28 protein-coding genes are annotated in these 24,190 nt (G+C 73.3%); 14 read left to right on the top strand and 14 right to left on the bottom strand.

Annotated features, from left to right (window positions below):
* The first annotated feature begins 64 nt into the window (after positions 1 to 64).
* Positions 65 to 1,231 (top strand): LLM class flavin-dependent oxidoreductase, encoded by a 1,167-nt coding sequence (locus tag HA073_RS07195; protein WP_166455960.1) that lies wholly within the window; start codon positions 65 to 67, stop codon positions 1,229 to 1,231.
* A 30-nt stretch (positions 1,232 to 1,261) separates the two neighbouring features.
* Here HA073_RS07195 and HA073_RS07190 read toward each other — a convergent pair whose 3' ends face one another.
* The 7 genes from HA073_RS07190 to HA073_RS07160 all read right to left on the bottom strand — a co-directional run bounded on the left by HA073_RS07190 (position 1,262) and on the right by HA073_RS07160 (position 6,882).
* Positions 1,262 to 1,771, bottom strand: coding sequence for an NUDIX domain-containing protein (locus HA073_RS07190; protein ID WP_166455959.1), 510 nt, complete (start codon positions 1,769 to 1,771; stop codon positions 1,262 to 1,264).
* Between the two features lie 41 nt (positions 1,772 to 1,812).
* The gene (locus HA073_RS07185) at positions 1,813 to 2,403 is read right to left on the bottom strand and encodes an NADAR family protein (RefSeq protein WP_069088505.1); all 591 of its coding nucleotides are present in this window, start codon (positions 2,401 to 2,403) and stop codon (positions 1,813 to 1,815) included.
* A 308-nt stretch (positions 2,404 to 2,711) separates the two neighbouring features.
* On the bottom strand, positions 2,712 to 3,353 hold the full coding sequence (locus HA073_RS07180) for an SRPBCC family protein (protein WP_166455958.1): 642 nt from the start codon (positions 3,351 to 3,353) through the stop codon (positions 2,712 to 2,714).
* Positions 3,350 to 3,715 (bottom strand): helix-turn-helix transcriptional regulator, encoded by a 366-nt coding sequence (locus tag HA073_RS07175; RefSeq protein WP_064445703.1) that lies wholly within the window; start codon positions 3,713 to 3,715, stop codon positions 3,350 to 3,352. The genes HA073_RS07180 and HA073_RS07175 overlap by 4 nt, the downstream gene beginning before the upstream one ends.
* 91 nt (positions 3,716 to 3,806) lie before the next feature.
* Entirely contained in the window at positions 3,807 to 4,481 is a 675-nt protein-coding gene (locus HA073_RS07170) for a peptidoglycan recognition family protein (protein ID WP_064445704.1), read from the bottom strand.
* A 73-nt stretch (positions 4,482 to 4,554) separates the two neighbouring features.
* Positions 4,555 to 5,301, bottom strand: coding sequence for a lysozyme (locus tag HA073_RS07165; RefSeq protein WP_166455957.1), 747 nt, complete (start codon positions 5,299 to 5,301; stop codon positions 4,555 to 4,557).
* 126 nt (positions 5,302 to 5,427) lie between these two features.
* Positions 5,428 to 6,882, bottom strand: a complete 1,455-nt coding sequence (locus tag HA073_RS07160) for an FAD-dependent oxidoreductase (protein WP_205796509.1) — start codon at positions 6,880 to 6,882, stop codon at positions 5,428 to 5,430.
* Here HA073_RS07160 and HA073_RS07155 point away from each other — a divergent pair.
* The 8 genes from HA073_RS07155 to HA073_RS07120 all read left to right on the top strand — a co-directional run bounded on the left by HA073_RS07155 (position 6,874) and on the right by HA073_RS07120 (position 14,166).
* Positions 6,874 to 7,224 carry a YciI family protein gene (locus HA073_RS07155; RefSeq protein ID WP_064445706.1) on the top strand — a complete coding sequence of 117 codons (351 nt, stop codon included), beginning with the start codon at positions 6,874 to 6,876 and terminating at the stop codon, positions 7,222 to 7,224. The two genes, HA073_RS07160 and HA073_RS07155, sit on opposite strands and share 9 nt — an antisense overlap.
* Entirely contained in the window at positions 7,221 to 8,426 is a 1,206-nt protein-coding gene (locus tag HA073_RS07150) for an RNA polymerase sigma factor (protein ID WP_166455955.1), read from the top strand. Before HA073_RS07155 ends, HA073_RS07150 begins: the two co-directional genes overlap by 4 nt.
* Positions 8,427 to 8,566: 140 nt before the next feature.
* Positions 8,567 to 9,379 (top strand): ABC transporter ATP-binding protein, encoded by an 813-nt coding sequence (locus tag HA073_RS07145; protein ID WP_166455954.1) that lies wholly within the window; start codon positions 8,567 to 8,569, stop codon positions 9,377 to 9,379.
* Positions 9,376 to 10,092: an ABC transporter ATP-binding protein gene (locus tag HA073_RS07140; protein WP_166455953.1), complete on the top strand. Its 717-nt coding sequence runs from the start codon at positions 9,376 to 9,378 to the stop codon at positions 10,090 to 10,092. The genes HA073_RS07145 and HA073_RS07140 overlap by 4 nt, the downstream gene beginning before the upstream one ends.
* A gap of 13 nt (positions 10,093 to 10,105) precedes the next feature.
* On the top strand, positions 10,106 to 10,984 hold the full coding sequence (locus HA073_RS07135) for a branched-chain amino acid ABC transporter permease (RefSeq protein WP_166455952.1): 879 nt from the start codon (positions 10,106 to 10,108) through the stop codon (positions 10,982 to 10,984).
* Entirely contained in the window at positions 10,981 to 12,126 is a 1,146-nt protein-coding gene (locus tag HA073_RS07130; protein WP_069088511.1) for a branched-chain amino acid ABC transporter permease, read from the top strand. Before HA073_RS07135 ends, HA073_RS07130 begins: the two co-directional genes overlap by 4 nt.
* 52 nt (positions 12,127 to 12,178) lie before the next feature.
* Positions 12,179 to 13,450 (top strand): ABC transporter substrate-binding protein, encoded by a 1,272-nt coding sequence (locus HA073_RS07125; RefSeq protein ID WP_166455951.1) that lies wholly within the window; start codon positions 12,179 to 12,181, stop codon positions 13,448 to 13,450.
* A gap of 89 nt (positions 13,451 to 13,539) precedes the next feature.
* Positions 13,540 to 14,166 carry a TetR/AcrR family transcriptional regulator gene (locus tag HA073_RS07120; RefSeq protein WP_064445710.1) on the top strand — a complete coding sequence of 209 codons (627 nt, stop codon included), beginning with the start codon at positions 13,540 to 13,542 and terminating at the stop codon, positions 14,164 to 14,166.
* Positions 14,167 to 14,182: 16 nt separating this feature from the next.
* On the opposite strand, the gene HA073_RS07115 is transcribed toward HA073_RS07120, so the two are convergent.
* The 4 genes from HA073_RS07115 to HA073_RS07100 form a co-directional block, all read right to left on the bottom strand.
* Positions 14,183 to 14,770, bottom strand: a complete 588-nt coding sequence (locus tag HA073_RS07115) for a cysteine hydrolase family protein (RefSeq protein WP_166455950.1) — start codon at positions 14,768 to 14,770, stop codon at positions 14,183 to 14,185.
* 10 nt (positions 14,771 to 14,780) lie between these two features.
* Positions 14,781 to 16,868, bottom strand: a complete 2,088-nt coding sequence (locus tag HA073_RS07110) for an amylo-alpha-1,6-glucosidase (protein WP_166455949.1) — start codon at positions 16,866 to 16,868, stop codon at positions 14,781 to 14,783.
* A complete protein-coding gene (locus tag HA073_RS07105; RefSeq protein WP_064445712.1) occupies positions 16,861 to 17,229 on the bottom strand; it encodes an SCP2 sterol-binding domain-containing protein in 369 nt (122 codons plus the stop codon). Before HA073_RS07105 ends, HA073_RS07110 begins: the two co-directional genes overlap by 8 nt.
* A gap of 74 nt (positions 17,230 to 17,303) precedes the next feature.
* Positions 17,304 to 17,720 (bottom strand): MarR family winged helix-turn-helix transcriptional regulator, encoded by a 417-nt coding sequence (locus tag HA073_RS07100; RefSeq protein WP_166455948.1) that lies wholly within the window; start codon positions 17,718 to 17,720, stop codon positions 17,304 to 17,306.
* 107 nt (positions 17,721 to 17,827) lie between these two features.
* On the opposite strand from HA073_RS07100, the gene HA073_RS07095 reads away from it, so the two are divergent.
* Both HA073_RS07095 and HA073_RS07090 read left to right on the top strand, forming a co-directional pair.
* Positions 17,828 to 19,609: an ABC transporter ATP-binding protein gene (locus tag HA073_RS07095; protein ID WP_369799351.1), complete on the top strand. Its 1,782-nt coding sequence runs from the start codon at positions 17,828 to 17,830 to the stop codon at positions 19,607 to 19,609.
* A 103-nt stretch (positions 19,610 to 19,712) separates the two neighbouring features.
* Complete coding sequence (locus tag HA073_RS07090) at positions 19,713 to 20,270, top strand: M23 family metallopeptidase (RefSeq protein WP_082930909.1); 558 nt, start codon at positions 19,713 to 19,715, stop codon at positions 20,268 to 20,270.
* Positions 20,271 to 20,361: 91 nt separating this feature from the next.
* Here HA073_RS07090 and HA073_RS07085 read toward each other — a convergent pair whose 3' ends face one another.
* Entirely contained in the window at positions 20,362 to 21,141 is a 780-nt protein-coding gene (locus HA073_RS07085; RefSeq protein WP_240925576.1) for a hypothetical protein, read from the bottom strand.
* A 330-nt stretch (positions 21,142 to 21,471) separates the two neighbouring features.
* On the opposite strand from HA073_RS07085, the gene HA073_RS07080 reads away from it, so the two are divergent.
* On the top strand, positions 21,472 to 22,017 hold the full coding sequence (locus tag HA073_RS07080; RefSeq protein ID WP_043323518.1) for a hypothetical protein: 546 nt from the start codon (positions 21,472 to 21,474) through the stop codon (positions 22,015 to 22,017).
* Here HA073_RS07080 and HA073_RS07075 read toward each other — a convergent pair.
* Both HA073_RS07075 and HA073_RS07070 read right to left on the bottom strand, forming a co-directional pair.
* The gene (locus HA073_RS07075; RefSeq protein WP_166455947.1) at positions 21,945 to 22,250 is read right to left on the bottom strand and encodes a hypothetical protein; all 306 of its coding nucleotides are present in this window, start codon (positions 22,248 to 22,250) and stop codon (positions 21,945 to 21,947) included. The genes HA073_RS07080 and HA073_RS07075 overlap by 73 nt on opposite strands.
* A gap of 2 nt (positions 22,251 to 22,252) precedes the next feature.
* Positions 22,253 to 22,528, bottom strand: coding sequence for a DivIVA domain-containing protein (locus tag HA073_RS07070; protein ID WP_069088517.1), 276 nt, complete (start codon positions 22,526 to 22,528; stop codon positions 22,253 to 22,255).
* A gap of 299 nt (positions 22,529 to 22,827) precedes the next feature.
* On the opposite strand from HA073_RS07070, the gene HA073_RS07065 reads away from it, so the two are divergent.
* Together HA073_RS07065 and HA073_RS07060 are read left to right on the top strand one after the other, a co-directional pair.
* On the top strand, positions 22,828 to 23,067 hold the full coding sequence (locus HA073_RS07065; RefSeq protein WP_064445718.1) for a winged helix-turn-helix domain-containing protein: 240 nt from the start codon (positions 22,828 to 22,830) through the stop codon (positions 23,065 to 23,067).
* 58 nt (positions 23,068 to 23,125) lie between these two features.
* Complete coding sequence (locus HA073_RS07060; RefSeq protein WP_166455946.1) at positions 23,126 to 23,971, top strand: alpha/beta fold hydrolase; 846 nt, start codon at positions 23,126 to 23,128, stop codon at positions 23,969 to 23,971.
* Positions 23,972 to 24,190 lie beyond the last annotated feature (219 nt).

Raw genomic sequence — 24,190 nt, 5'->3', positions numbered from 1 at the left:
GTCTGTCGGCGCGGTCGTCCCACCACTCAGGAGACGGCCCGTCCGACGCGCACCGGAGGCCCCCATGTCGCTCACCTTCCACTGGTTCCTGCCGACCTACGGCGACAGCCGGGACATCGTGGGCGGCGGACACGGCGTACCGGTCGGCACGGCCGGTGGCGCGCGACCCGCGAGCGTGGCGTACCTGGGGCAGATCGCCCGCACCGCCGAACAGCTCGGTTTCGCCGGCGCGCTCACCCCCACCGGCGCCTGGTGCGAGGACGCCTGGCTGACCACCGCCATGCTCACCGAGGTCACCGAGCGGCTGAAGTTCCTCGTCGCGTTCCGGCCCGGCCTGCTCTCACCCACCCTCGCCGCGCAGATGGCGTCCACGTTCCAGCGCCTGTCCGGCGGGCGGCTGCTACTGAACGTGGTCACCGGCGGCGAGTCGGCCGAGCAGCGCGCGTACGGCGACTTCCTGGACAAGGACGCCCGCTACGCGCGTACCGACGAGTTCCTGCACGTGGTGCGGGCGCTGTGGCGCGGCGAGACGGTCGACCACGACGGCGCCCACGTGCAGGTCGAGGGCGCCCGGCTCGGCCGGCTGCCCGACCCGGTGCCGCCGGTCTACTTCGGCGGGTCGTCCGGCGCGGCCGGGCCGGTGGCCGTCCGGCACAGCGACGTGTACCTGACCTGGGGCGAACCGCCCGCGCAGGTGGCCGGCAAGCTGGACTGGATCCGTGGGCTCGCCGCCGGGGCCGGCCGCGAGCTGCGGTACGGCATCCGGCTGCACGTGATCAGCCGGGACACCGCCGAGGAGGCGTGGGCCCAGGCGCGCAAGCTGCTCGACGGCATCCCCGAGGCCGACGTGCGCGCCGTGCAGGAAGGGCTGCGACGCAGCGAGTCCGAGGGGCAGCGGCGGATGCTCGACCTGCACGGCGGCTCCCGCGACGGGCTGGAGGTCTCGCCGAACCTGTGGGCCGGATTCGGGCTGGTACGCGGCGGCGCGGGCACCGCACTCGTCGGCAGCCACACCGAGGTCGCCGACCGGATCGCCGAGTACCACGCGCTCGGCCTGGACGAGTTCATCCTCTCCGGTCACCCGCACCTGGAGGAGGCGTACTGGTTCGGCGAGGGCGTGCTGCCGATCCTGCGGCGGCGCGGGCTGTGGCGGCACCCGGCCGGCGAGCCGGAGATCGAGGCGCCGGCCGCAGTGCCGTTCTCACCCCAGCCGGTTCCGGCCCGCGGCTGACCGCGCCGCACGCTGCCGGGGCCGGTCCGGTCAGAGCGGGCGTTGCCCGGCGAGGAAATCGGCGAGCACCCGGGTGTGCGTGGAGAAGGCCAGCTCGACCGGATCGGTGAGCACCAGCCACTCGGTGGCCTCCTCGGTCGGCGCCGACGGCGGCAGGTCACCGATAGCCCGCTCGGGCAGCACCCCGAAGACCATCATGGTGCCGCCAGCCGGAGCGCCGTGCACCGCGAACAGCCGCGCCTCGCCGGCCTCGGCCAGCAGCCCGGTCTCCTCGCGCAGCTCCCGCACGAGCGCCTCGGACCACTCCTCGCCGTACTCGACGAAGCCACCCGGGAGCGCCAGCAGCCCCCGGGCCGGTTCGATGTCGCGGCGCACCACGACCACGCCGAGCCCTTCCGGCGTGCGGACCGGCAGCACCGCCACCGCCACCGGCAGCGGATTGCGCCACACCGTCTCGCCGCACGAGGAACAGACCCGCGGCCACCCGGCGCCCGCCGGGTAGGCCGCGCCGCAGAAGGAGCAGTGCGAGTACGGGGTCACGCCGCAGCACGTTACCCGCACCTGCCGCCCGAGGTCAGACGTCACCCCCTCTGGCCGGCGAGCTGGGCGCGCGCCTCCATCAGGGCGAAGCCGAGCAGGTTGTCGCCCCGCCAGGTCGCCGGGTCGGCGGCGCGCGGGTCGTCGGCGGTCAGGCCGATGCCCCAGACCCGGTCCGTCGGGCTGGCCTCGACGAGCACCCGGTCGCCGGTGCCGAGCAGGAACCGCCGCAACGGCTCGTGCTGGGCGAACTTGGCCACGCTGCCGGCCACCACGATCTCGTAGCGGCGGGCCGCCCAGGTCGCCTCGTCGAAGTCGCGCACCTGCCGGCCGAGCGCCTTGGCCCGGTGCGGGTGCCCGGCGGCCAGCACCCGCTCGGCGACCGCCAGGTCACCGAAGAGGGTGGCCTTGTGCCACATCATCCAGTGCTCGGCGGTGGCGAACTCCCGGCCGTCCACTGTGAACGCCGCCGGCCACCACTGGCTCAGGCAACCGGCGCCGACACCGCCGTCGCGCTGCGGCCGGTGCCCCCAGAAGCGCAGATACTTGAACGTCGCGCCGGTGTCGAGCGCGGCGGTCAGGTCGGCGACGGAACGGATCGGCATGCCCCGCAGTCTGCCCCACCCCACTGACATCCCACCGCCGCTTTTCGCCCCCGCAACGATCACCCGCATCTCCGCCGGGACAACGACGGATGTCCTGCTTGGAGAGGCCTGCTCCACATCACGAGATGCAAAGAGATCTTGAAAGGAAAAGGCTCCTATGGCGACCCTTTCCTTCCAAGATCTCGAAGAGCTCGACCGAACCCGCCGATCTTGCGATTCGGTGCCCCGCAAACTCCGTCAAACGGACATTCTGAGGGCCCAAACCGCAAGATCGACGAGGAGAGAGCGGGAGGGGAGAGGGCGGGGAGGGGGGAGGGCGGGGAGGGGGGAGAGGAGGGTCAGGGCGTGGGGGCGCCTGTGTAGAACGCGGTGACGCGCTCGCCCGCGCCTTGTGCCTCCTCGGCCGGGGTGCCGGCTTCGATGCTTGCCTCCGTCCAGCTCCTGCTGGACTCGGTGACGAAACGGAGGCCCTCGGGTGAGGCCATCCACTCGGCTGCGGCGGCCGGGTCGACGCCCGTGCCGTCGGCCGCGAAGTGGGAGGCCAGCCCGACCAGCGCCAGGTCCCAGCCGATGCCGACCGCGCCCGGGCCGTACTCGGCCCACCGCTGGTCGTCGACGTGCGCGACGTGCTCCAGCTCGAAGCGGGTACGCCCGGGGCCGGCCTCGCGCAGCCGCACCTCGATCCAGCTCACCTCGTCGCCGAACTCCCAGGTGGCGGCGAAGCCGTGCGGCGGGTCGCAGCGTTCGACGGTGCCACCGGCGTTGCCCTCCAGCTGGTAGCGGCCGCCGAGGCTCAGGTCGCCGGAGACCGGCAGGAACCAGCGCGGTATCCGTTCCGGGTTGGTGCAGGCGTCGAAGACGTCGTCCACCGGCGCGTCGTACGTCTGGGCGATGGTGAGCACCCGCGCCTGCCCGGCGGGGAGCGTGCGGTCGCCGATGCGGCGCTCGACGGCGCTGATCTGTCCGGTCACGTCGATCATGGTTCGGTCCTCTCGTCGTCGGTGTCGTCTGCGCGCAGCCGTCGTTCGCGGCGGCCCCGGGCCAGCTCGGTGGCGAGCGCGGCCAGTGGCGGCGTCCAGAAGCGGCGGAACCCGTCCAGCCACGCGTCGATCTCGCGCAGCGGGCCGGGATCCACGGCGTAGAGCCGGCGGGTGCCGTCGGCGCGCACCGTGGTGAAGCCGTGTTCGCGCAGCACCTTGAGGTGCTGCGAGACGGCGGGCTGGCTGATGCCGAACTCGCGCCGCACGGTCTCACCGAGCGCCCCGGCGGGCTGCTCACCGTCGGCGAGCAGCTCCAGGATCCGGCGGCGGACCGGGTCGCCGAGGACGTCGAAGGCGTGCACGACACCTTTGTATCAGACGCGGCTTATATAAGCGAGCACTGACGCGCTGCGGGACGCCCGTCGCACCCGGGCGTCCCGCGTACCCCCGTGGTCAGCCGCCGAGACGGGCGGCGACGGTACGGCGCAGCTCCGGCAGGCGGTCGTGCAGCAGGCCCGGGCACTGCGTGTCGTTGAAGTCCTTGTGTCCGTAGATCTCGGTGGGCGCGATGCCGTACTGCTGGCAGGTGAACGCGCAGAACGTCACCAGGCTGTTCCAGAGCGCCTGGGGCGGCTGCACGTCCAGGTAGATGCCGTCGTTCTCGATGCCGATGGCCTGGCTGTTCTGCCCGACGCAGTGCGCGCCCTGCACCATGGTCTGGCCGTGCAGCAGCGCGTAGAGGCTGCCGTGGCGGCCCTCGGTCAGGTAGCCGCCCCGGCTGTTGGTGAAGTGCTGCCCGGAGTCGAGCCAGCCGTTGCTGTCCATGTGCAGGTCCTGGATGTCGCGGGAGTTCCGGTACGCCTGGGCGAGGCTGTAGTCGGTGGTGTTCGGGAACGCGGTGTGGTGCACGATGATCTTGTTGGGCCGGCTGGACACCACGCTCACCGGCGACGAGGGCGGGCGGGCGCCCCAGGTCGCGCAGTTGGCGATGGTCGGCTGGTCGACCCGGGTGGCAGCGGCCCGCGCGTCGGGGCCGGAGCCGATCTGGGTCAGCGCACCGACGCCGGCGGCGGCGCCGAGCAGGACCGCGCCGCGCAGCACGGTCCGCCGGTGGACGGGAACAGACATCGCAGCCTCCTCGTGGGGTGAGGTACGGCCGGGCGTGGCGGGACCGGCACCGCCCGCCACGCCCGGGCCGGGGTCAGCAGGGTCCGTTGCAGGCCAGCACGCGCAGCCGGTCCAGCGAGCCGTTCCACACGTTCTGGTCACCGGGGAAGACCCCGGAGGAGGACCACTGCCAGAACGAGTACGTGCCCCAGCCGGCCGGCAGCGCGCCGACGCTGCTGGAGTAGCGGGCGATCCACAGTGGGTTGTTGGCCGCGAACTGCGAGGTGTTGCCGGTGCAGGTGCTCCACCAGTCGGTGGTGGTGTAGATGGTGGCCCACCGTCCGGTGCGGGCGTAGTACTGGTTGACGAACGAGGCGATCCAGCTGCGCATCGACGCCTGGCTCAGGCCGTAGCAGGTCGCGCCGTACGGGTTGTACTCGATGTCCAGCGCGCCGGGCAGCGTCCGCCCGTCCTTGGACCAGCCGCCGCCGTGGTCGACGAAGTAGTTGGCCTGGACGGCGCCGCTGGTGGTGTCGGGGCGGGCGAAGTGGTACGAGCCGCGGATCATCCCGACGTTGTAGGAGCCGTTGTACTGCTGGGCGAAGTACGGGTTGGTGTAGTACGTGCCCTCGGTCGCCTTGACGTAGGCGAACCGGGCGCCGTTGGCCCACGCCCCGGACCAGTTCACGTTGCCCTGGTAGCTGGACACGTCCATGCCGGGTAGTCCGGCCGGGGCGGCGGAGGCGGGTGCCGCTGCGGACAGGGCCGCGGCGGCGACGGTGACGGTGGCGAGCAGCGCGGCTCCGGCCGCGCGCAGCGCCGATCGGATCGATCTGTGCATCTGTCCTCCCTGGGGGTTGCCGCGCTCCGGCGGCGGGAGTATGACGAAAGGAACTGTCGTCATTAGTGCACAGGGCGGAGAAACTTTTCAATAGAGCGCATCGAAGAATCTCACTGAATTGGGTGCTCAGCCGAGCTGGGCGAGCGCCTCGGCGGCGGCGCGCTCGCCGGCGGTCACCGCGCCCTCCAGGTAGCCGCTCCACCGGGTCGCGGTCTCCGTGCCGGCCCAGTGCACCCGGCCCACCGGCGTGCGCAGTTCCGGGCCGTACGCGCACCACGCGCCGGTCGGCAGGACGCCGCAGAAGCAGCCGCGCGTCCACTCGTCGGCAGACCAGTCGTACTCGACGAGGTCGTCGGGGCGCGCGGCGGCCGGGCCGAAGATCGCGGCGAGCGCCTCGCACAGCGCGTCCCGGCGCGCGCCCTCCGGCAGCCGGCGCAGCGCCCGGGCCTGCGCGCCGTAGCTGAACGCGGTGAGGATCCCACCGGGTACGTCCGGCAGCGAGTTGTCCACCGTCTCGGTGAGCGGCCCGGTGTCGGTGCTGGACACGCCGGAGCGGCCGTCGGCCCGCCAGAACGGCTCCGGATAGAGCGCGTGGACCTTGAGCGCCGCGCCCATCGGCATCCGCTGGGTCAGCCCGTCGCGCAGCGGCGGCAGCGGCGGGTCGTACCGGATGCGCCCGGCCAGCGTCGGCGCCAGCGCGACCACCACCGCGTCGCCGCGGTACGTCTCGCCGCCGCAGCGCACCCGCACCCCGTCGCGGTCCTGCGCGACGCCGTCCACCGGCGCGCGCAGGCACAGGCTCCCCGGAGGCAGCGCGGCGGCCATCCGCTCGGCCAGCGCGGCCGGGCCGCCGGCGATCCGGTCCTGCTGGGCGCCACCCGCCATGCGCAGCAGCGACCCGGTGCCGCCGCCGCTGCGCAGGTAGAACAGCATGTGCAGCAGCGAGACCTCGTCCGGCGAGGCGGCCAGCAGGCCACCGGCGAGCATCCGGCCCGCGTACCCGGCGGTGACCGGGTCGGCCCCGCTCGCATCGAGCCAGCCGCCGAACGTGACCCGGTCCCACAGTGCCGCCCCGTCCGCCCGCCACGGCGCGGCCGGGTCGAGCCCGGCCGCCATCTCGTCGAGCGTGCCCAGCAGCGCGGACAGCCCCGGCGCCTCGCCGGTGGCCGGGCGTGCGCCGAGCAGCAGCGTCGCCGCGCCGCGCGCGGGGGAGGGGAACGTGGCCAGGCCGTACGCGGCGGCGAGCGCGTACATCCGGTCCTGGGTCGGGCCGATCCACTGCGCGCCGAGATCGAGCCAGCCGCCGCCTGGTAGCGGTCGGCTGAGCGTGCGGCCGCCCACCCGGTCCCGGGCCTCCAGCACCCGCACCTGCGCGCCCGCCGCGTCCAGCGCGAGCGCGCAGGCCAGACCGGAGAACCCGGCGCCCACGACGACGACCCGGTGGCGGCGCACGCGGCGGCGTACCCCGCTCCCGGCCGGATTCACCCGGCCCGGCGTGTCGAAACCGGCGCCAGCCGTTCGTGTGGAGGGTGAAGGGGCGGCGCGGGGCCGTCCGGTGACGAGGAGAAGCCGATGAAGCAGTACCTGATCAGCATGTACCAGCCGGCCGGCCAGGGACGCCCGGACCCGGAGTTCCTGGCCGGGGTGATGCGCGAGGTCGAGGCCATCGGCCGGGACCTGCGGGAGGCGGGGTGCTGGGTGTTCGGCAACGGCCTGCACGACCCGCAGACCGCCACCGTGCTGCGCCCGGCCGGTGACGAGGTGCTGGTCACCGACGGGCCGTTCGCCGAGGGCAAGGAGTACCTGGGCGGCGTCACCATCATCCGGGCGCCCGATCTGGACGCCGCGCTGGACTGGGGCCGCCGGTACGCCCTCGCGACCACGCTGCCGATCGAGGTCCGCCCGTTCCAGGGCGAGGGATGACCGACGTCGAACGGGTCTTCCGGGCCGAGTACGGCCGCGCGGTAGCCGTCCTGGTCCGTCTCCTCGGCGACATCGACCTCGCCGAGGAGGCGGTCCAGGAGGCGTTCGCGATCGCGGTGACGCGCTGGGCCGCCGACGGGCCGCCGCCCAGCCCGGCCGGCTGGATCATCACCACCGCCCGGAACCGGGCGATCGACAGGTTGCGCCGCGAGGCCACCCGGACTGCCCGGCACGCCGAGGCCGCCCTGCTGCACGCCGCCGACCCGCCCGCCGAGGAGGGGCCCGTGCCCGACGACCGCCTGCGCCTGATCTTCACCTGCTGCCACCCGGCGCTCGCCGCGCCCGCCCGGGTGGCGTTGACGCTGCGCCTGCTCGGCGGCCTGAGCACCGCCGAGATCGCGCGCGCCTTCCTGGTGCCGGAGCGGACGATGGCGCAGCGCCTGGTCCGGGCCAAGGCGAAGATCCGCGACGCCGGTATCCCGTACCGGGTGCCGCGCGACGCGGACCTGCCGGACCGGCTGCGCGGGGTCCTCGCGGTGGTCTACCTGATCTTCAACGAGGGGCACACGGCCAGCGCGGGGGAGCGGCTGGGCCGCGCCGAGCTGGGCGCCGAGGCGATCCGGCTGGGCCGGCTGCTGGTGACGCTGATGCCGGACGAGCCGGAGGCGCTCGGCCTGCTCGCGCTGATGCTGCTCACCGAGGCGCGCCGGGACGCCCGGACCGGGCCGGACGGGGCGCCGGTGTCGCTGTCCGAGCAGGACCGTGGCCGGTGGGACCGGGAGCTGATCGCCGAGGGCCAGGATCTGGTCCGCCGGTGCCTGCGGCGGGGCCGGCCCGGCCCGTACCAGCTCCAGGCCGCGATCGGCGCGGTGCACGCGGACGCGCCGACCGCCGCCGCGACCGACTGGGGACAGATCCTCGCGCTCTACGACCAGTTGGCGGCCGTCGCGCCGGGACCGGTGGTGGCGCTGAACCGGGCGGTCGCGCTGGCCGAGGTACGCGGACCGGCGGCCGCTCTGGCCGAAGTGGACCGGCTGGACCTGACCGGATACCACGTGTGGCACGCGATCCGGGCCGACCTGTTGCGCCGCCTCGACCGTCCGGCGCAGGCCCGGATCGCGTACGACGCGGCGATCGCCGGCACCGGCAACGCGGCGGAGCAGACGTTCCTGCGCCGCGCCCGCGACCGGATGGCGGGATGATCACACCGACAGTGCACGTTGGAGGCCGATAACCCCGGGAAATGAACCGTGATCGTCTGGGCATTGACGCGGCGGCAGAGAAAAGTACACTCCCGGTGTAATTAGTTTTTCCGCGCTCCGTCGACCGGCACGAGGTGACGATGAGCCCACCGGCCACCCCCGTCGACGATCAGGGTCTGGCGCTGCACCACGTCGGCGTACGCTTCGGCGGCCTGGTCGCCCTCGACGACGTCTCGCTGCGCGTACCGCCCGGCCGGGTCGTCGGCGTGATCGGGCCCAACGGCGCCGGCAAGACCACGCTGTTCAACGTGGTCTGCGGCTTCGTCCGACCCACCGAGGGGTCGCTCACGCTCGACGGCCGGCCGTTCCGGCCCCGCCCGCACGCCCTCACCCGGCTCGGCATCGCCCGCACGCTGCAGGGCGTCGGCCTGTTCGCCGGGCTGACCGTGCTGGAGAACGTGGTGGCCGGCGCGAGCCACACCGCCCGCGCCGGTTTCGCCGCCGCGCTGTTCGGCCTGCCGCGCAGCGACAACGACGAGCGCCGGCTGCGCGCCCGGGCCCTGGACCTGCTCGCCGAGCTGGGCATCGACAAGCACGCCGACGCCGCGCCGGGCACCCTGCCCTATGCGGTACGCAAGCGGGTCGCGCTGGCCCGCGCGCTGATCGCCCGCCCCCGGCTGCTGCTGCTCGACGAGCCGGCCGGCGGTCTCGGCGCCGACGACGTGGCCGAGCTGGCCGACCTGGTCCGCGCGTTGCCCGACCGGGCCGACGGCTGCGCCGTGCTGCTCGTCGAGCACCACATGGACCTGGTCATGTCCGTCTGCCACGACCTCGTGGTGCTCGACTTCGGCAAGGTGATCGCCGCCGGGGCGCCGGAGAGCATCCGCGACGACCCGAGGGTCACCGAGGCCTACCTGGGCGCCGACGTGCCGGTCGAGGGGAGCACGCCGTGACCGCCGTGCTGGAGGTGGAGGCGCTCAGCAGCGGCTACGGCCCGGTGCCGGTGCTGCGCGACGTCGCGTTCACCGTCCCGGCCGGCACCGTCACCGCCGTGCTCGGCGCCAACGGCGCGGGCAAGACCACGCTGCTGCGTACCCTCTCGGGCCTGCTGCGGCCCACCGGCGGCCGGATCCGGTACGCGGGCGAGGACCTGCGCGGCGTCCGGGTGGAACACCTGGTCCGGCGCGGGCTGGCGCACGTGCCGGAGGGGCGCGGCGTGGTGACCGAGCTGACCGTGGCGGAGAACCTGCGCCTGGGCGGGCTGTGGCGGCGTGACCGGGCCGACGCCCGGCGCGCGCAGGACGAGGTGTACGAGCTGTTCCCCGCGCTGGCCCGCCGCCGCGACCACGCCGGACACCAGCTCTCCGGCGGCGAACGGCAGATGCTCGCGATCGGCCGCGCGCTGATCGCCCGGCCCCGGCTGCTGCTGCTCGACGAGCCGTCGCTCGGGCTGGCGCCCAAGGTCACCGCGCAGATCATGGCGCTGCTGCGGCGGCTGCGCGACGAACGGGGGCTCACCGTGCTGCTGGTCGAGCAGAACGTGCGCTCCGCGCTCTCCATCGCCGACCAGGGCATCGTCATGTCGCTCGGGCGCGTGGTGACCGCCGCGCCGGCAGCCCGGCTGCGCGACGACGACCAGCTCCGGCACGCGTACCTCGGATTCTAGGAAGGGGTCGCGGATGGAGCGGTTCTGGTTCCTCACCTTCGACGGGCTCGCCGCCGGGGCGGTCTACGCGGCGTTCGCGCTCGCGCTGGTGCTCATCTGGCGGGCCGCCCGGGTGGTCAACTTCGCCCAGGGCGCGATGGCCGTGGCCACCGCCTACGTCGGCTACGCGGTCGTCTCCGCCACCGGCTCGTACTGGCTCGGCCTGGCCGCCGCGATCCTGTCCGGACTGGCCCTGGGCGCGCTGGTGGAGCGGGTGCTGATGCGGTTCGCCGGACCCGGCGGGCCGCTCAACCAGGTGATCGTCGCGCTCGGCCTGGTGCTCGTCATCCAGGCGGTGCTCGGCATGATCTTCGGCAACGAGTACCGTCCCGCCCCGGCGCCGTTCGACACCGACGCGCTCACCATCGCCGGGGTGGCCGCGCTGTCCCCGTACGACCTCTGGGTGCTCGGCGCGGCGCTCACGGTGGTGGCGCTGCTCGCGGTGCTGTTCACCCGCACCCCGATCGGATTGCGGATGCGGGCTGCCGCGTTCGCCCCCGAGGTGTCCCGGCTGCTCGGCGTCAGCGTCGGCCGGATGCTCACGCTCGGCTGGGCGCTCGCCGCCGCCGTCGGCGCGCTGGCCGGGATGCTCGTCGTCCCCACCGGACTCGGCCTGCACTCGCACGCCATGGACCTGGTCTTCGTGGTCGCGTTCACCGCCGCCGTGGTCGGCGGCCTGGACAGCCCGGTCGGCGCTGTCGTCGGCGGCCTGCTGGTCGGGCTGATCCTGTCCTACGTCACCGGCTACCTCGGACCGGACACCACCCCGCTGGCCGTCCTGGTGCTGCTGCTGGCCGTCCTGCTGGTCCGCCCCGGCGGGCTCTTCTCCGCGGCGAGAGCGAGGCACGTGTGACGACCACCCCGACCGAGACCGCGCCCGCCACGGCGTCCCCGCTGCGCCGGCTGCTGCCCGGCGCGCCGGCCGGACGCGATCCGCGCGGCTCCACGCTGCTGCGCCACCTGGCCGTGGCCGTGTTCGCCGGCACGCTCGTCGTGCTGGTCACCAACCAGCTCGCGCCGTACCAGAACCTCCAGGTGGCGCGCGTCTGCGCGTTCCTCTGCGTCACCGCCGGGCACACCGTGCTGGTCGGGCTCAACGGCCAGCTCTCGCTCGGGCACGGCGCGCTGATGGCCACCGGCGCGTACACCGTGGCGCTGACCCAGCAGGCCCTCGACGAGCGGGCCGTACGCGGGTGGTGGACGCTGCCGGCGTCGCTGCTCGCGGGGGTCGCGGTGACCGCGCTCGGCGGACTCGTCGTCGGGCTGGCCGCGGCCCGGCTGCGCGGCCCCTACCTGGCCGGCGTGACCCTCGCCGTGGCGACGCTCGTCCCGGCGGTCACCACGATCTTCACCGGCGTGTTCAACGGCGAGCAGGGGCTGTCGTTCCCGGCGCAGACGCCACCGGCCGCGCTCGGCGCCTACTTCCAGCCCGAGCGCTGGCTGGCCTGGATCGCGCTGGCCGCCGCGCTGCTCACCATGCTGCTGCTGGCCAACCTGGTGCGCAGCCGCTTCGGCCGGTCGCTGCGGGCGGTACGCGACGACGAGGTCGCGGCCCGGCTCGCCGGCATCCCGGTGGCCCGTACGCAGGTGCTCGCGTTCGTGGTCAGCGCCGCCTGCGCCGGGCTGGGCGGCGGCGTGTACGCCATGCTCACCGCCACCGTCGCGCCCGGCAAGTTCCCGCTGGACCTGTCGCTGTTCCTGCTCATGGCGATCGTCATCGGCGGGCTGGGCAGCCTGGCCGGCGCGGTCTGGGGCGCGGTGCTGCTGGTCGCGCTCCAGGACCTGCCCGGCCTGCTCACCGAACACCTCAGCCTCTCCGCCGGGCTGGCCCAGCGGCTGGAGGGCAACCTCGCGCTGGCCGTGTTCGGCCTGGTCCTCATCGTCGTCATGCTCGCCGCCCCGGGCGGCCTGCAGGGCGGCGTGCGTGCCCTCACCGCCCGCCTACGCGGGGCCGTCCGCCGCCGTCCCGCCACCCCCCGGCCGCCGGACCGCTGACCTCACCGGTTCCACCCACACCGTTCGCACCGTCGCACCGGAATGGAGAACCATGCGCACCACCACCCGCCGCGTTCTCGCGGCCGCCGCCGGCCTGGCCCTGCTGGCCGCGCTGCCGGCCTGCGCCGACGACGAGAAGCAGGCCGCCGAGAACGTTCCCGGCGTCAGCGACTCCGAGGTCGTCATCGGCACCCACCAACCGCTCACCGGACCGGCCGCGCCCGGCTACTCGAAGATCTCCGCCGCCACCAAGGCGTACTTCGAGCACGTCAACGCCAAGGGCGGCGTGCACGGCCGGAAGATCGTCTACAAGGTCATGGACGACGGCTACAACCCCGCCAACACCGAGAACGTGGTCCGCAAGCTGGTGCTCGACGACAAGGTCTTCGCGCTGCTCGGCGGCCTAGGCACGCCCACGCACACGAACGTGCTGGAGTTCGTCAAGACGCAGAAGGTGCCGGACCTGTTCGTCGCCTCCGGCAGCCGCAACTGGAACGAGCCGGACAGGTACCCGACGACGTTCGGCTGGCAGCCCGACTACACGGTCGAGGGCAAGATCCTGGCCAGCTACGTCAAGCGGGAGTTCCCCGGCGCGAAGGTCTGCCACTTCGGGCAGAACGACGACTTCGGGCGGGACTCGCTGGTCGGCGTCGAGCAGGTCCTCGGCCCGGTCGCGGCGAAGCAGACGTACACCACCACCAACCAGCAGGTCGGCCCGGCGATCGGGGCGCTGCGCGCGGCCGGCTGCCAGGTGGTCATCTCGGCGACCATCCCCGGCTTCACCGCGCTGGCCATGGGCCAGGCCGCCGGGCAGGGCTTCAAGGCGCAGTGGGTGGTGTCCAACGTGGGCGCCGACTACACCACGCTGGCCGCCCAGCTCGGCGACAAGAAGGTGATCCTCGAGGGCATGGTGGCCGACAACTACCTGCCGAACGTGGCCGACACCGCGAACCCGTGGATCCAGGAGTTCACCAAGATCCACCAGAAGTACAACGCGGGCAACCCGGTCGACGGCAACGCCATCTACGGCTACTCGATGGCGTACACGTTCGTCCAGGCGATGCTCGCCGCCGGGCCCGACCCCACCCGGGAGAAGCTGGTCGAGGCCGTGCGCAAGGGCGGCTTCCGCGGGCCCGGCCTGGTCCCCTTCCGGTACGCCGACGGCGTGCACGCCGGCTACGGCGGCGTCCGGCTCACCAAGGTGAGCAACGGCGTGCAGGAGTACTTCGGTCCCGCGTACACCACGGACGACGGCGACGGCGCGGTCACCGAGTTCACCGAGCCGCCGACGAACCCGCCCGCCGACGCGGTGCCGACCGCCTGAGGCGTCCCGCCGGGCGGCCGGGTGCCGGTCGCCCGGCGGCACGCACGTAGAGTTGCCGCCGGTACCCGAGCAACAGGAGATCCGTACCCATGATCGAGGTGGAGGCCGACCCGCCGGAGCGGGTGGACGGCCGGGCGGCGCGAGCCGAGCGGACCCGGGCCGCGATCGTGGAGGCGCACCTGGCCCTGATCGACTCCGGTGACCTGCGCCCCACCGGGGAACGGATCGCCGAGCGGGCCGGGGTGTCGCTGCGCACGCTCTGGACCAACTTCAAGGACATGGAGACGCTGTTCGCCGCGACCGGGCGGCGGGTCGGCGAGCGGCAGGCCGCGCTCTGGCGGCCGGTGTCGCCGGAACTGCCGCTGACCGCCCGGATCGCCGCGTTCTGCGACCAGCGCGCCCGGCTGCTGGAGGTGCTGGCGCCCTCGGCCCGCGCGTCGGCGCTGCGGGAGCCGTTCTCCCCGCAGTTGCGCCGCAACCGGGAGGCGGCGGTCGCCCGGGTCCGGCACGAGATCGAGGCGGTGTTCGCCCCGGAGCTGGCGCACGCCGGTCCGGGCCGCGCGCAGTTGCTGGACGCGCTGACGGTGGCCGGCACCTGGTCGTCCTGGTCGATGATGCGCGACTCGATGGGTCTCGACGTGGACGCCGCCCGCGCGGTGATGGCCCGGATGCTCGGCGCGCTGCTGGTCGACGCGATCGCCGCCGGCCTGCGCTGAGCGCCCCGGCGGCCGGTCAGGCGATCTCGCCGGTGGTGGCGATCTCGCCGAGCTGGCCCAGCGTGGTCAGGTACGCCTCGTGCAGCTCGTCGGTGGCCGCCGTGCACGCGTCGGAGACGGTGACGATGCGGTACCCGTTGTCGACCGCCTGGTAGGCGGTGGCGGCGACGGCCAGGTTCGTCGCGACGCCGGTGAACACCACGGTCCGCACGCCCCGGCCGCGCAGGATCAGGTCCAGTTCGGTGCCGGAGAATCCACCGAGCCGGGTGCCGGTGACCACGACGTCGCCGGGCTGTCGCCCGACCTCGTCGACGATGCGGGTCTTCGGGTCGCCCTCCAGGAACGCCCCGCGTTCGGCGATCATCGCGAAGCTCGGGGTGTTGGTGATCAGGTCCGGGTAGCCGGGCCGGTAGGCGACCCGGGTGAAGACCACGAGGCCGCCCGCTGCCCGCGCGGCGGCGGCGACCCGGGCCGCGTTCGCCGCCACGCCGTGCCGGGCCACCTGGTCGGCGAAGAACGGGCCGAAGACGCCGTCCGGGCTGACCACCTCGGGTTGCCAGTGGACGCCCACGACCGCGGTGTGCTCCCAGTCGATGCGCTGCATGTCGATCCCGTCACGGTGCGGAGAGCTGCTGTGGCGCCAGCTCGTAACGGCTCAGGCCGCCGGCGGCGGTGCTCCTGCCGAAGGCGTCCAGCCGCCCCCAACGACCGGGGATGTCGAGCAACGCCACGTAGTCGAGGCTAGCAGGCAGAGCCGGCCGGGCCACGAGATCGTCGCCGACCGGCCGCAGGCCGAGCATCGTCCGCAGGAGCAGCAGCGGCGCTCCGGCCGACCACGCCTGCGGGCTGCACGCGGTCGGATACCGGATCGGGTAGCGGGTCTCGGACCGGTTGTGCCCGGCGAACGCCTCCGGCAGCCGGCCGTCGTAGAAGGCCGCCGCGTCCAGGATGCCGGCCGCGACGCGGGCCGCCTCCTCGGCGTACCCGTAGCGCCGCAGTCCCCAGGCGATGAACGAGTTGTCGAACGGCCAGATGGTCCCGACGTGGTAGCCCACCGGGTTGTAGCGGGCCTCGCCCTCGGCCAGCGTGCGGACACCCCAGCCGCTGAACATCGCCGGTGACATCAGGTGCCGCACCAGGGCCTCGGCCTTCGGCTCCTCGACGATGCCGCTCCACAGCAGGTGGCCGATGTTCGACGACAGGGCGTCCACCTTGCTGCCGTCGCCGTCCAGCGCCAGCGCCATGTACTCGCCGTCGTCGATCCAGAAGTCGTGGTTGAAGCGGCGCTTGAGGTCGGCGGCGTCCCGCTCCAGCCGGTCCGCGTACGCCGCGTCGTGCCAGATCTCGCGGGCCAGCCGGGCGGTGCGCACCTTCGCGTCGTACGCGTACCCCTGGAGTTCGCAGGTGGCGCGCGGGAAGCCCGGCAGCCGGCCGTCGCGGTAGGAGATGCTGTCCCAGGAGTCCTTCCAGCACTGGTTCTCCAGGCCGTTCACCGGGTTGCGCCGCTCGTAGGAGACGTAGCCGTTGCCGGCCCGGTCGGCGTAGTGGTCGATCCAGTCGACGGCCGCCCGCGCCTCCTGCTCCACCGCGCGCACGAGGGCGGCGTCGCCGGTCCACCGCTCGTACTCGTCGAGCAGCACGAGGAACAGGGGAGTGGCGTCCGCGCTGCCGAAGTAGGGGCTGTGCGGCGTCTCGTCGAAGACGGTCAGCTCGCCGTAGCGCATCTCGTGCAGGATCCGGCCCGGCTCCTCCTCCCGGAAGTCGTCGATCCGGCTGCCCTGGCGGAACGCGAGCACGGTGAGCGTGGTGGCGGCGAGTTCCGGTGCGAACGGCAGCGCCTGGAGGCTGGTGAGGATGCTGTCGCGGCCGAACAGGCTCATGAACCAGGGCAGCCCGGCGGCCAGCACGCACCCGGTCCCGGCGAGGAACGGGCTGAACCGCAGCGCGGCCAGGTCGATGAGGCTCTGCCGGTAGGTGTTCTGCAACGGCCCCCAGCTGGTCTCCAGTCGCGGCGCCCGGTCCAGCCACTCCCGTAGCTCGACGGGCTTGTCCCGGGCGTTGCCCTCGACCCGTCCGGGCAGGCTGAGCCGTTCCAGTCCGCGGGGCAGGGGGAGGTCCGGCTCGGCGGTCAGCCGGGTCTGCCACCGGCCGTGCGGTTCGATGTGCACGCGCAGCGTCAGGCCGTTCTCGTCCACCTCCGCCGGAGCCGTCGCCGACACGATCGTCTCGCGGCGGTAGCGTTCGCGCTGGTAACCCAGGACGAGTCGCGGGCCGTCGACCCGCCGGTAGTGCCGCCCCTCCCGGTTCGTCGTGCCCTCCTTGACCGCGAAGAGGTCCGCGAAGTCCGCGTCCACCTCGATCCGTACGGTCAGGTCGACGGCTCGCCGGTCGTTGTTGACCAGGACCAGTTCCTCGTGGAGTCCGCTGTTCAGCCTGTGGGTGCGGCGCACCTCGAGCGTGCTGTTGACGTAGACGTCCTGCGCGCCCGGGACCAGGTAGAACCGGTTCTCGAAGTACTGGATGTCGTCGATGGACAGCGTGCTGAGCCGCTCGCCGTCGATGGTGAGCTGCCACCGGGACAGCAGGCGGGTGTCGTGGGCGAACAGGCCGTGGGTGCCGTCGGCCGCCGGGACGATGTCGCCGGCCCGGTCGCAGACCAGGAAGATCGTCCCGTCGAAGATGCCGACGTGGTCGTCACCCATGATCGTCTCCCCGGTGTCCTTCCGGGCGCGAGCCGGGCGGGGAGGGGAACAGCCGGCGTACGGTCGCGAACAGCCGGGGGCTGCCCTCCACCTCGGCCTCGCCGCGCAGGACGGTGGTCAGGAAGTACGCCTCGCCCCGGGCGATCCGGTCGAAGACGGCCCGGTCCGCCCGGACGACCGCGTCCCCGCCGGTGGCCTGCCGTGCCGCGGTGACCTCGCCCCGGGCGATGGAGACCAGCCAGTGGTCGACCGACCCGTCACCGGCGATGTCGAACCGGACGCTGCCCTCGTGGAGCGCTGTCAGCCCGCGCTGCCGGCGCTGCCCCAGGCTCCGGAAGAACTCTTCGGTGGCGTCGACCATCGGCCCTCCTCCCGATGGCGCTATTCCCCGCCACGGGGCCTGTCGCCTCACCCGGATCGGGTGAAACCGCTGATCTAGTCCTCGCGCAGGCGGCGCAGGATGCGGGTCAGCTCGTCCCGGTCGTCCGGCGAGAGCGCGCCGAAGAACCGTTCCGCCTCGGTGGCCCGCGCCTGCCGGATCGCGGCGCCCACCCGCTCGCCCTCGGCGGTGGGCGCGACCAGCGTGGCCCGCCGGTCGGCCGGGTCGGGCCGGCGTTCGACCAGCCCGCGCTCCTGCAACCCGTCGATCACCTCGGTGGCCGATCGCGGCGCGATGCGCAGGTGCTCGGCGAGCGCGCCGGGACGCAGCGCGCCGTGACGCATCAGCACGCCCAGCGCCCGCGCCTGCCCGGGGCTGATCTCCCACGGCGCAAGCGCGCGCTTGGTCTGGTGCCGCAGCTGGCGGGTCACCGCCCAGAACGTCTCGGCCAGGCTCTCGTCGCTGCCGTCCACGGGGAATACGGTAACAGGCTTTCGTGTTGTTCCCTCATGTTGAGGTAACCTCAGCATTGTTGGTAGTTCGGCATTCGTCCCCCACATGAGGAGCACCCTTGGATCGCATCCCCGAAGGCCGTCGCGACGGCCGAACCGTCTCCCCGGCCGAGAAGGCCCAGGCCCGCGACGTGTCCCTGCGCCGGATCGGCGGCCTGTTCACCGCGCACCGCGGCCCGCTCGCCACCGTGGTGGCGATCATCGTGGCGTCCTCGATCATCGCGATGGCCACGCCGTTCCTGCTGCGTACCGTGATCGACAGGGCCCTGCCCGAGCGTGACCTGACGCTGCTGGCCTGGCTGGTCGCGGGCATGGTCGCGGTCGCCGCCGTCACCGCCGTGCTCGGCGTCGCCCAGACCTGGATCTCCACCCGCGTCGGCCAGCAGGTCATGCACCGGCTGCGCGCCGACGTCTTCGCGCACCTCCAGCGGCAGTCGATCGGCTTCTTCGTGCGCACCCGCACCGGCGAGGTCCAGTCGCGCATCACCAACGACATCGGCGGCATGCAGGCGGTCGTCACCTCCACCGCCACCTCGATCGCCGCCAACCTCACCACAGTGGTCGCCACCACCATCGCCATGCTGGCGCTGAGCTGGCGCCTCACGCTCGTCTCGGCGGTCGTGCTGCCGCCCGCGCTGTGGCTCACCCGCCGCGTCGCCCGGCTGCGCCGGGAGATCACCGCCCAGCGCCAGCGCGAGCTGGCCGACCTCACCGTGACCATCGAGGAGGGGCTGTCGGTCAGTGGCGTCCGGCTGGCCAAGACGCTCGGCACCGGCCCGGCCCTGGTCGACCGGTTCACCGCGTCCTCGGCCCGCCTGGTCGACCTGGAACTGCGCTCCGAGCTGGCCGGACGCTGGCGGATGGCCGCCATGAGCATCGTCTTCGCCGCCATCCCCGCGGTGATCTACCTCGGTGCCGGGCTGCCCGGCACCGCCGGCACGCTCACCATCGGCACGCTCGTCGCGTTCACCGCCCTGCAGGGCAACCTGTTCCGGCCGCTGATGGGCCTGCTCAACGTGGGCGTCACGCTCACCGCGTCGCTTGCGCTGTTCGCCCGCATCTTCGAATACCTCGACCTGCCCGTCGAGGTCGCCGAGCCGGCCCGCCCGGTCCCGCTCGACCCGGCCACCGCCCGCGGCCACCTGCGCGTCGAGGACGTCACCTTCAGCTACCCGGGCAGCGACACCGCCGCCCTCGCGGGCGTCAGCCTGGACGTCCCGGCCGGCACCAGCCTCGCCCTGGTGGGGGAGACCGGCTCCGGCAAGAGCACGCTCGCCGCGCTGATCAGCCGGCTGCACGACCCGGACGCCGGCCGCATCACCATCGACGGGATCGACCTGCGCGACCTGCGCCCGGCCGATCTGGCCGCCGTCGTGGGCGTGGTCAGCCAGGAGACGTACCTGCTGCACGGCACCGTGCGGGACAACCTCCGGTACGCGCGTCCGGACGCCACCGACGCCGACATCGAGGCCGCCGCCCGCGCCGCCCGCATCCACGACCTCATCGCCGCGCTGCCCGACGGGTACGACACCATGGTCGGCTCGCGCGGCCACCGGTTCTCCGGCGGCGAGCAGCAGCGCCTGGCGATCGCCCGGACCCTGCTGCGCGACCCGCGGATCCTGGTGCTGGACGAGGCGACCAGCGCGCTGGACACCGAGACCGAACGCGCGGTCCAGCGGGCGCTGGACGAGCTGGCCCGGGGCCGCACCGTGGTGACCATCGCGCACCGGCTCTCCACCGTGCGCGACGCCGACCGGATCGCGGTGCTCGACCACGGCCGGATCGTCGAGTCCGGCACCCACGACGCGCTGCTGGACCGGCGCGGCCGCTACGCCGCCCTGGTCGGCTGACCGTAGGATAGTTTTGATCGAGCATTCATCCGTGTAGCTATTTACCCGACCTCCGCGCGGCCCATAGCATCGACCTGGATCACTCGATGCGAGGAGGGGAACGATGTCGCTGACGACCACCGCCGCCCGGTGGCGCGTGCCGGCGCTGCTCACGACCGCCGTCGTCGCGGGCGCGATGCTCGGCGTGCAGCCCGCGCAGGCCGCCCGGCCGGGCTTCCGGATGCCGTTCCTGTGCGGCCAGACCTGGCAGGGCAACAACTGGAACGGGCACAGCCCGGCTCACGCCATCGACTGGAACCACTACGACGCCAACGGCAGCCCGGACGACCTCAACCGCCGGACGGTCGCCAGCGCCGCCGGCACCGTGCTGGAGTCGTACTACTCCACCACCTCCGGCTACGGGAACACCATCGTCATCGGGCACGGCGACGGCTGGCGCACCCGGTACGCCCACCTCAACTCGCGCGCGGTGGCCACTGGCGACACCGTGAAGCGCGGCGACGTCATCGGCCGGGTCGGCGCGACCTCGGCGAAGTACGACCTCAGCCCGCACCTGCACTACGAGCAGATCCACAACGGCAGCGTCGTGGTGGCCGTCGTGCAGGGCGTGACCTGGTCAGACGGGCTGAAGCGCAACCAGAAGAGCACCAACGGCTGCTGATCGGCCTCGCCGCGTACCTGACCGCCCGCCGGACCCGGCCGGACGAGGCGGCCGTAGCGGGCTGACCGCCGCCGTCCGTCCGTGCGGCGCGTCAGACAGCCGGTGGCTGCGGCTCGCCGGGACGCGGTCGCTGCCCCGGAGCCGGGCGCGGCGCGGGCGGGGGGAGCAGCGGCTCCAACGGGAACAGGTCCGCCGGCCCCTCGGCGTCCGGCGCTCGCGGCGCGGGCCTCGCTCCCGCCGCCTCCGGCTGCCGGTCGCGCCGGTCCCGCTCGTCGGCGTACTCGGCGCGGCGGCGGGCCAGGTCGCGCTCGCACTCCAGCGCGATGCGCTGCTCCCAGTACGGCTGGAGCAGCCGGCGCACCCGCTCGTCCAGATGCACCGTGACGTCCGGCTCGCAGGCGAACGTCACCTCCCCGCGCGCGTACGTCCAGGGCGGTGGATCGTCCTCGGCCAGCGCCGCCGTCAGCGCGGCGTGCAGGTCACGCGGCCGGTGCGGCGGCACCTCCACCGCGTAGCGGACGGCCAGCCGGTGCAGCCGCTGCGTGGCCTGCGCCTGGAAGTAGTCGACGTACCAGCCGAACAGCTCCGGCCGCGCGGTCTCCGACGACCAGGTGTAGGTGGCCCGCACCAGGAACACGTACACCTGGCCCTGCGCCGGCACCACGAGCGGCTCCGGGGCGCGCCGGTCGACTGTGGTCACCGGCGTCTCCGGCTCCTCGGTCCACCAGAGCCGCCGCAGCGTAGGCTGCGCGCCGTCCCAGAAACGCCGGGCCCGCAGGCGCGCCGCGTCGCCGAGCGCCCGCGCCCGCCAGCCGTTGCGCGGCGCGGGCCGCTGGTCGGCCGGCCCCGGATCCTCCGGCACCGCGGTCATCGCACCCCCTCCCTGCCGGATCGCGGCACCGCGTCCCGCGGCGTCACCGGGACGCGCGGGCCGTCGGGTGAGGGGTGGCCGGACCGCCGTGGCGGTCCGCGATCCACGCTAACAACAGCGACCGGTGTACGCGCGCAGCCGCGCGGACGGCTCCGCCCCGCCGGTTGACCGATCGGACGAGCCGTCCCGTAGTCCTATCCGTGGGACTCGGGGCGGGTTCGGTCCCGTTCACGAGACCGACCATCCAAACTCGATCGGCATGCCTTGATCTGTTATCGAAGCGCTTCGTAGCGTGAGGCTCCGCGATGCTTCGGGGGAGGACCAGAACGCATGGGCGTAGACGCTCGCCACGCCGCCGGCCAGACCGTGACGTACGTGCGGTCCCTGGCGGAGCGGCAGTACGACCGGGTCTGGACTCCGGACTTCCTGCACCTCACCCCCGACGTGCAGGGCTTCGCCGTCTTCCACCGCGGTGGCCTGGTGCTGGTCTACGGCGCGGTGTCGCCGGAGGACCCGGCCCGCTGGGTCTTCCGGATGGCCTGCGCGGCCGGCGCCGACGTGCCGGACATCTCCGGGGCCATGGCCTGGGCGAACATCCGCAACCGGCTGGCCGAGGAGGGGCGTTACTACTGCGTCGTCAAGGCCGACCAGAGCGCCTGCCACGTGGTGTTCGCGCTGGACGTCCGCAGCCCGCTGCTCGACGACGCCACCGCGCCCGACGCGCAGGCGTTGCGCGAACTGCTGCACTTCTCGCTCGCGGTGTGCGTGCACAACGCCGTAGCGGACTTCCGCGATCTGGCGTCCTACCTGCCGGCGCGGCCCCTCGCGCCGACCGAGATCGACGCCTGGACGCTGTTCGCCGGCACCCAGGACTGATCGCGCGGCAACGGTTCGCGGGCCCGGCGCAGCCCGGCGAGCTGCACGAAGATCTCCCGCTTCGCGGTCGCGGTGCCTCGACGGTTGAGCACGTAGCCGGTCAGCCAGATCCAGCCGGTGTGCGTCACCTCGGCGCCGACCGACGCGACCCGGAACGTGAGCGCCCGGTCGCCGCCGAACTGCACGGACGCTCGGCCGTCGACGCGCAGCAGGTCACCGGGTTGCGGGCGCACCGCTACCAGTGGCCGTCGTTCGGCGGGCGGCACTCGCGGGCGTGCATGGTCTGCCAGTCCCGCAGGGCGCGCTTCAGCCTGTCGTTCTCCTGCGCGAGCAGGCGTACCTGTCGGTGCAGCTCGGTCAGCTCGTCGGCGACCCGGGCCTGGAACTCGCGTACCTGATCGGGGTCGACGCCGCGCCTGCGGGCGTCGAAGGCGCGGATGCGCACCTCGTGCGGGGTCAGCCGGGCCGGTGGGGCGGTCAGGTAGAGCCGACCGGATCGATGCGGCGTCATATCGGTCCTTCCAGGAGCGGGGGACAGGTGCGGTGGGTCTGGAAGGGCGGGCCGTCCGCACACCGGCCGCGGGCGGCCCGCCCGCCCCGCCGCCGCAGCCCGGATCGGCGGTACGGAGGCGGAGCAGTCCGGAGGGTCGGGACGGGTACGCGCACCCGCCCCGACCGGGGGATGAGCCGAACTCGTTGCCACGCGAGGAGCGGCCCGGAATCAACATATCTAGACATGTTAGATGAGTCAACGCTGCTTGTTAGGCGAGTCGCGGTGTGATCGAATCGGATCGCCACGCGAGGAGTGCCATGCGAGAAGTGCCGGATTACTGGCGCATCGCCGATGATGTGATCGCCGACGTCAGAGGAAAGAAGCTGAAGCCGGGGGACAAGCTGCCCTCAATCGCTGAGCTGCGCGATCGCTACGACGTCAGTCATGGGACCGTGCAGATGGCGTATGCGCGGCTGGAAGCGTTGCGGGTGATCCGACGACAGCAGGGCAAGGGCGTCTTCGTGACCGATCCGAAGACCTGGATGAGAGAGCCGTAACCGGCGTCAGCCCAGCAAGCCCTCATCGGCCGGCGCGCGACTCGCCATACTGTCGGCGATGACTGGGGATGTGCGTACCGAAGACGGTTGTCGCCTGTGGGCCGACCAGGGCGGCGCCGGAGCGGCGCTGGTGCTCTGTCACGGCGGTCCGGGCATGTGGGACTACCTCGGCCCGGTCGCCCGGCTGCTCGACCGGCACGCCCGCGTCATCCGGTGGGACCAGCGTGGTTGCGGGCGCTCCGAGCGGCGCGGTCCGTACTCGATCGGCCGCTTCGTCGCGGACCTCGATGCGGTACGCGAACGCCTGGCCGGGCCGCGAACGGCGGTGCTGGGCCACTCGTGGGGCGCGCACCTGGCGCTGCGGTACGCGATCGACCACCCGGAACGGGTCAGTCACCTGATCTACGTGTCCGGCACCGGCATCGACCCCGATCGCGGCTGGCACCCGCACTACGAACGGAATCTCCGGCGGCGGCTCGGGCCGCACCTGGATCGGTGGGAGGCGCTTGGCGCACGGGACCGCACCCCGGCCGAGGAACGGGAACGGGCGGTCCTGCAGTGGTCGGCCGACTTCGCCGACCCCGACGACGCCGTGCGGCACGCCGAGGAGATGGCCACGCCGTGGCTCGGTGTCAACAGCGACTGCAACCGGGCGATCAACGCCGAGGTCAAGCAGGAACTCCGCATCCGCGACCTCGCGGCGCGGTGCCGGACGCTCGACCTGCCCGTGCTGATCATCGACGGACCCGAGGACATCCGTCCCCGCTGGGGCGTCGACTCGCTGGAGAAGGCGCTGCCGAACTGCCAGCGGGTCAGCCTCCGCGGATCCGCTCATCTGCCGTGGGTCGAGAATCCGCACGACTTCCGCCGGGCGGTGACCACCTTCCTCGACGCGACGATGTAAGCCGGGGTGCCCCCGTCCGGCACGCTACCGACCTGTGGAGATCTTGGTACGAAAGGGCCCTCATAGGGGCCGTTTCGTACCAAGATCTATTCGCGTCTCGACTGGTGAGAAGCGAGTCTCGAAACTGCTCGGCCAGGGGTGCCTGTGGGCGCCATCGAGAAATCGACGCAACAACATTTATGGATGTTCGGATGGTGTCGGCGCGTCGATCGTGCTGGT

The sequence above is a fragment of the Micromonospora sp. CMU55-4 genome (genome assembly GCF_011602315.1).
Taxonomy (GTDB): Bacteria; Actinomycetota; Actinomycetes; order Mycobacteriales; family Micromonosporaceae; genus Micromonospora; species Micromonospora chalcea.
Note: the sequence above shows the minus strand (reverse complement) of the source record. Positions and strands in the feature narration are given on the sequence as shown.

Coding starts and splice junctions, on each gene's coding strand:
- HA073_RS07195 (WP_166455960.1), top strand. CDS start 65: ATGTCGCTCACCTTCCACTGGTTCCTGCCGACCTACGGCGACAGCCGG.
- HA073_RS07125 (WP_166455951.1), top strand. CDS start 12,179: ATGCGCACCACCACCCGCCGCGTTCTCGCGGCCGCCGCCGGCCTGGCC.
- HA073_RS07185 (WP_069088505.1), bottom strand. CDS start 2,403: ATGTCAGTGGGGTGGGGCAGACTGCGGGGCATGCCGATCCGTTCCGTC.
- HA073_RS07110 (WP_166455949.1), bottom strand. CDS start 16,868: ATGGGTGACGACCACGTCGGCATCTTCGACGGGACGATCTTCCTGGTC.
- HA073_RS07070 (WP_069088517.1), bottom strand. CDS start 22,528: ATGACGCCGCATCGATCCGGTCGGCTCTACCTGACCGCCCCACCGGCC.
- HA073_RS07085 (WP_240925576.1), bottom strand. CDS start 21,141: ATGACCGCGGTGCCGGAGGATCCGGGGCCGGCCGACCAGCGGCCCGCG.
- HA073_RS07065 (WP_064445718.1), top strand. CDS start 22,828: ATGCGAGAAGTGCCGGATTACTGGCGCATCGCCGATGATGTGATCGCC.
- HA073_RS07090 (WP_082930909.1), top strand. CDS start 19,713: ATGTCGCTGACGACCACCGCCGCCCGGTGGCGCGTGCCGGCGCTGCTC.
- HA073_RS07150 (WP_166455955.1), top strand. CDS start 7,221: ATGACCGACGTCGAACGGGTCTTCCGGGCCGAGTACGGCCGCGCGGTA.
- HA073_RS07105 (WP_064445712.1), bottom strand. CDS start 17,229: ATGGTCGACGCCACCGAAGAGTTCTTCCGGAGCCTGGGGCAGCGCCGG.
- HA073_RS07155 (WP_064445706.1), top strand. CDS start 6,874: ATGAAGCAGTACCTGATCAGCATGTACCAGCCGGCCGGCCAGGGACGC.
- HA073_RS07060 (WP_166455946.1), top strand. CDS start 23,126: ATGACTGGGGATGTGCGTACCGAAGACGGTTGTCGCCTGTGGGCCGAC.
- HA073_RS07080 (WP_043323518.1), top strand. CDS start 21,472: ATGGGCGTAGACGCTCGCCACGCCGCCGGCCAGACCGTGACGTACGTG.
- HA073_RS07180 (WP_166455958.1), bottom strand. CDS start 3,353: ATGATCGACGTGACCGGACAGATCAGCGCCGTCGAGCGCCGCATCGGC.
- HA073_RS07145 (WP_166455954.1), top strand. CDS start 8,567: ATGAGCCCACCGGCCACCCCCGTCGACGATCAGGGTCTGGCGCTGCAC.
- HA073_RS07120 (WP_064445710.1), top strand. CDS start 13,540: ATGATCGAGGTGGAGGCCGACCCGCCGGAGCGGGTGGACGGCCGGGCG.
- HA073_RS07165 (WP_166455957.1), bottom strand. CDS start 5,301: ATGCACAGATCGATCCGATCGGCGCTGCGCGCGGCCGGAGCCGCGCTG.
- HA073_RS07115 (WP_166455950.1), bottom strand. CDS start 14,770: ATGCAGCGCATCGACTGGGAGCACACCGCGGTCGTGGGCGTCCACTGG.
- HA073_RS07135 (WP_166455952.1), top strand. CDS start 10,106: ATGGAGCGGTTCTGGTTCCTCACCTTCGACGGGCTCGCCGCCGGGGCG.
- HA073_RS07170 (WP_064445704.1), bottom strand. CDS start 4,481: ATGTCTGTTCCCGTCCACCGGCGGACCGTGCTGCGCGGCGCGGTCCTG.